At 61.1% G+C, this 4,810-nt stretch carries 4 protein-coding genes; all 4 read left to right on the top strand.

All coding sequences use genetic code 11. From position 1 onward, the window contains the following. Nucleotides 1-221 precede the first annotated feature (221 nt). A complete protein-coding gene (locus tag H5U38_09150; protein ID MBC7187186.1) occupies nt 222-590 on the top strand; it encodes a DUF4258 domain-containing protein in 369 nt (122 codons plus the stop codon). Continuing rightward, nucleotides 587-811, top strand: coding sequence for a YgiT-type zinc finger protein (locus H5U38_09155; protein MBC7187187.1), 225 nt, complete (start codon nt 587-589; stop codon nt 809-811). Before H5U38_09150 ends, H5U38_09155 begins: the two co-directional genes overlap by 4 nt. 234 nt (nt 812-1,045) lie before the next feature. Further along, a complete protein-coding gene (locus H5U38_09160; GenBank protein ID MBC7187188.1) occupies nt 1,046-4,360 on the top strand; it encodes a PQQ-binding-like beta-propeller repeat protein in 3,315 nt (1,104 codons plus the stop codon). A 43-nt stretch (nt 4,361-4,403) separates the two neighbouring features. Beyond that, the coding region (locus tag H5U38_09165) for an oligopeptidase B (GenBank protein MBC7187189.1) at nt 4,404-4,810 on the top strand (407 nt) is incomplete at its 3' end.

Below are 4,810 nucleotides of genomic sequence, written 5' to 3' on the forward strand. Positions count from 1 at the left end.
CCAGATCGAGCTCCTGTTGGACAACGACGGTCCAGGATTTGCCGTGACCGGCCAATGGCTCGTGAAGACCACTAGCGATCCCTACGGGGGCTCGGTGTTTGACGTCCGGGGCGAATCACGCTCGCAAACTGGTTTTGGCCTTCCATGCTTCAGTTCGGCAAAAGCTAGCAACTCGGACAACCCGGAGGCAACGCACAGCAGCTGCCTGCAGGGATATTGCGATGCAGCCTTTGACACTCTGGCGCCCCATGATCAAAGGAGATAGGACGCAAGCGGAGGCACTCCTGAAGCGAATCCGTGAGCAGGCAAGTGCCGAGCAGATCCGCATCACCCAACATGCGCAGCAGGAGATGGTCGAAGAGGGAATCCTGTTTGACGACGTGCTTGAAGCAATTGCCACCGGGCATATCTTGGAGAATTACCCTGGGCACAGGAGAGGAGGCTGTTGTTTGTTGTGCGGCCATAGCAAGGGGTGTCGTCCACTGCACATTGTCTGTACCACGAGTCGACCAGTGCTCATCGTCATTACGGTATACGAACCAAAACCCCCAAAGTGGACTACGCCGACCCAGAGGAGACAAACCAGATGAAGTGCAGTATTGCAGGGTGCCCGGGAGAGTATGAGGAGCGGCACATTGTGCACACGGTCCGCGCACAGGGGCAGGTCATTGTCATCGACCACGTTCCTGCCGAGGTCTGCCCCGTGTGTGGAGATGTGCTATTGAAACCGGAAACCGTCCGGCGAATTGAGGCCTTATTGCGTTCAGCCACAAGACCCGCCGGGACCGCGCCCGTCTATGAGTACGCGTAGAGGCCTCTCTCGATATGACGGCGCACGACGGACTTGCCGCACTCAGGCCACGTTTTGCTAAGTTGCCTTCGGACCAGAGGCGCATCGGGCGCACGCGCGCACTGAGATCACCATCTGGAGGCCGGCACAGTGGTGCGTGCGTCAACAGAATGGCTGAACCAGTAGGGTGCGCAATGGGCACCTCTCGGCAAATGAGGCATCGGAAGACCCAGGCAGGGTAAAGGAGACAATGGCATGCGCGTGAGCACCAGCGGAGCACTCCTGGCCTGTGTGTTGGTGGCGCAGGCGTGGGCGCAGATCGAAATCGTTCTGGACAACGACGGGCCAGGATTTGTAGTGACCGGCCAATGGCTCGTCAAGACCACGGGCGACCCTTACGGCGGGACGGCCCTCTACAAGCGCAAGGGGGACGGCACGGCAACCGCCCGCTGGCAGACTACACTGACCTTTCCAGGGCTGTATCGGGTCGAAATCCATGTGGTCGACGGCAACTATGCCGAGGACACACGCATCACGATCCACGCGACAACTGGAGACACGGTCATACTGGACAATCAGAACTACCGGCCCGGCTGGCATCTCTTGGGCAATTTCGACCTGCCCGAAACCACGTGGGTAGAGGTGAGCGACTACTTCGAGGGAAACGGGCGGTACGTGCTCGCCGATGCCGTGCGCCTGACCTCGCTTATGAGTACCTACTCCATAAGCGGCGAGCTGCTCTTCGCCGGCGGGCCAACGCGCGCCACCTCACGAATTGCCCTGTTCCGGCAGGGAAGCAACCAACCTTTGATGGTTGCCACACAAGAGGGTACCCATCACAGGTTTGCCTTTGCCAAACTCGTCGAGGGATGGTACAGCATCCTCTGCGCGGCCTGGGGGTACGACACCCTGCGGGTGGACTCGCTCCGACTTCTCGGGGGCGATCTGCGCGATTTGACCTTTACCATGCAACCTTCGCCTGGGTCGCGCCGCTCCGTCAGCGGGACAGTGCTTTTCGATGACCTCTGCGACACAGCGGTCTGCAGAGTCGTGGCCTACCCGTCGAACTTCCCGCTGCCGGCCAGCTACGACTCTGTACGGCACGGCCAGGCATTTATGCTGGCCAATCTCCCAGAAGGCGAGTACCGCCTTCACTTTCTGGCCCGTGGCTACACTCCCGACACCACAAGCCATCGGGCCGTTCGCCTCGTCGGGGCCGACCGCGTGCTCGAGCCGTTGACGTTAGCGCGGGTGTTCCGCTTCGCTTGGATCAGCGATAGCCACGTGGGCGCCGGCTCCACTGAGGCGGGCCTGGTGGCAGTGCTCGGCGCCATCAATGGACTGGCTGACTCCTTAGACTTTGTCCTGCACACCGGCGACCTGACCGAGCGCGGTGCAGACAGCGAAATCCAGCAGTACTTGGACCTGATGCGCACGTGCCGCCTGCCTGTGTGGAGCGTACCCGGCAACCACGACACCAAGTGGAGCGAATCGGGACTGCACACTCTGAAAAGGCATTTTGGCGCCCTACGTTTTTCCTTCAGCCACTGCGGCTTCCGCATCATCGGACTGAACACAGGAATCCCGCTTCGTGGAGGCGGCGGTTTCTTCGATCCTGCCGACATTGCATGGCTGCGCCAACAGTTGGCAAGCTTGGACCCGCCAGACACGCCGGTGATATTTGCCTGCCACTTCCCGTGCGAGTTCACTTCGATGTACAACTACTGGCAGGTGTTGGACCTGCTCAAGGCACACCGAACGGCCATCATCCTAGTTGGGCATGGACATAGCAACCGGGCCTACGACTTTGAAGGCATCCCCGGGGCGATGACCCGCGACACTTATGCGTCACCTCCAGGGTTCAATGTAGTCTCGGTAAGCAAGAGGGAGATTGTGGTCACGCCCTACACGGCAGATGGGCAGGCAGACCAACCCTGGCTGCGCATCCCGTGCGCGAGCGCGCCTCAACCGGAGGTGCAGCTCTTGGACTTGGAGGAAGGAGAGGTGGTCACCGGCACAAGGACAGTGCACGTGCGCATCGGCGCACCTGCCACGACTGGGAGCTGGCAGGTGACCCACAGCAGTCTCGGCGGCGGGACTGTGGCAGGAACGCTTTCCGGCGCGGCCCACGAGTGGTCCTTGTCCCTTGCCACCGCGTCGCTGGAAAACGGCTACCACACGCTGCAAGTCGTTTTTGTGACAGCGGCAGGCCAGAGAGTGTCGCGCACCCGCGGATTCGTCGTGCAGAACGGCGGCCCGCAGGCGGTCTGGCGTTACCAGGCAGGGGCAGAGGTCATCACAGCACCGGCCTGCGATGGCGAGCGGGTGTACGTGGGCACCAGCGACGGTCGCATCATCGCCTTGCGCCTTGAGGACGGCACGCAAGCCTGGCCACCTCTGCAGGCAGCCGGTGCGGTTTTTTCCGCGCCCACGGTGCACCAGGGGGTGCTCTATTGTGGTGCAACGGATGGCACCTTCTACGCCGTGAATGCCGCAACTGGCGACTTGCTCTGGACCTATCAGGCAGACGGCGCGGTGCTCACGCCACCCGTGGTGGCCGACACGACCATCTACTTCGCGGGCAAGCAGACCATGTACGCCCTCGGCACCAAGGGCCACCAGCCCTTGTGGCAGTATCGCGCGAGCGGCATGATTGAATGCAAACCTGCGGTGGCCGGCGATCTGCTGCTCTTCGGCTCCTGGGACCGCCAATTCCGCGCTTTAGACCGACACACTGGCGCCCTGCGTTGGAACTGGAATCGCACCTCAAGCTTCTATTATGCGCCCGCCGCCTCGTGGCCGGTGGCCACTGCGGATCGCGTGTTCGTCTCGGATCCGGAACGCTACGTGAATGCCATCAGCCTCGCTAATGGCACCACCATCTGGTCCAGCAAGACGCCAGAAGCTTGGGACTCTATCGGCCTCTCTGAAGATGGGAATAGCACCCTCTACGTGCGTTCCTTAGACGGCTGCCTCTATGCGTTCTTGGCCGGCGAACCCACGCAGCTCCAACTCTGGACAACCAATGTGGGCTACGGCTGGGACACTACCCCTTCGATGCCGGTGGAAAAGGGCGGCGTGGTGTTTACCGGGAGCAAACCAGGCTTCGTCGTGGCGGTGGCGAGCTGGGGTAGCCTGCGCTGGCGCTACTGGCTCGCCCATGCCTATGTCGCCACCGTCACCCCCTTGGACGGTGAGCGGGTGGTCGCCGCGGCCTTGGATGGCACCGTGGCGCTCATCAGCGGCGCCGGCACTGGGGTTCCCGAGAGCGACACCGGGAAACCTGTTCCAGAGCGCGATCTCCTCCTTTACCCGTACCCCAACCCTTTCAACAGCAGCCTGGTTGTTCCCTACCAGGTCCGACGACCCCAAAGAGTGAACTTTTTGGTGACGAACGTCCTTGGGGAAACGGTCTTTTCGCACACGGTTGAACACGAGAGGGCAGGCCAGTTCCAGGTGGTCTGGTCCGGCACTGACCTGGTAGGACAAAGCCTCCCCTCGGGCGTCTATCTTCTGACTGTCGCAGGACCACAATTCCGCGAGACGCGCAAGGTTGTTCTGGTAAGGTAGCCATTTCCCGTCAGGGCAAGCTATCGCAAAGGAGGATGTGCCAATGACCGAGCTCAGGATCAAGACGTACAAAGCCCACTTCTTATGGGCAACCGTTGTGGCGGCGGTCGCGGTTGCTTCGTGCGCCAAGAAACCCCAACCGCAAGTTTTGCAGCCTCCGCGGGCGGAGAAGATTCCCACCACGCTGGTGATGCACGGCCACGCGCGCGTGGACAACTACTACTGGCTCAACCAACGCGACAACCCAAAAGTCATTGCCTACCTCGAAGCTGAGAATCGCTATCTCGAGGCAGCACTCGCGCACACCAAGAAGCTGCAGAACAAGCTCTACAAGGAGATCGTCGGGCGCATCAAGCAGACCGACATGTCCGTGCCCTATTTGGACAATGGGTACTACTACTATACCCGCTTCGAGAAAGGCAAGGAATACCCCATCTACGCGCGAAAGAA

Source organism: Calditrichota bacterium (assembly GCA_014359355.1).
GTDB lineage: Bacteria > Zhuqueibacterota > Zhuqueibacteria > JANLFK01 > Oleimicrobiaceae > Oleimicrobium.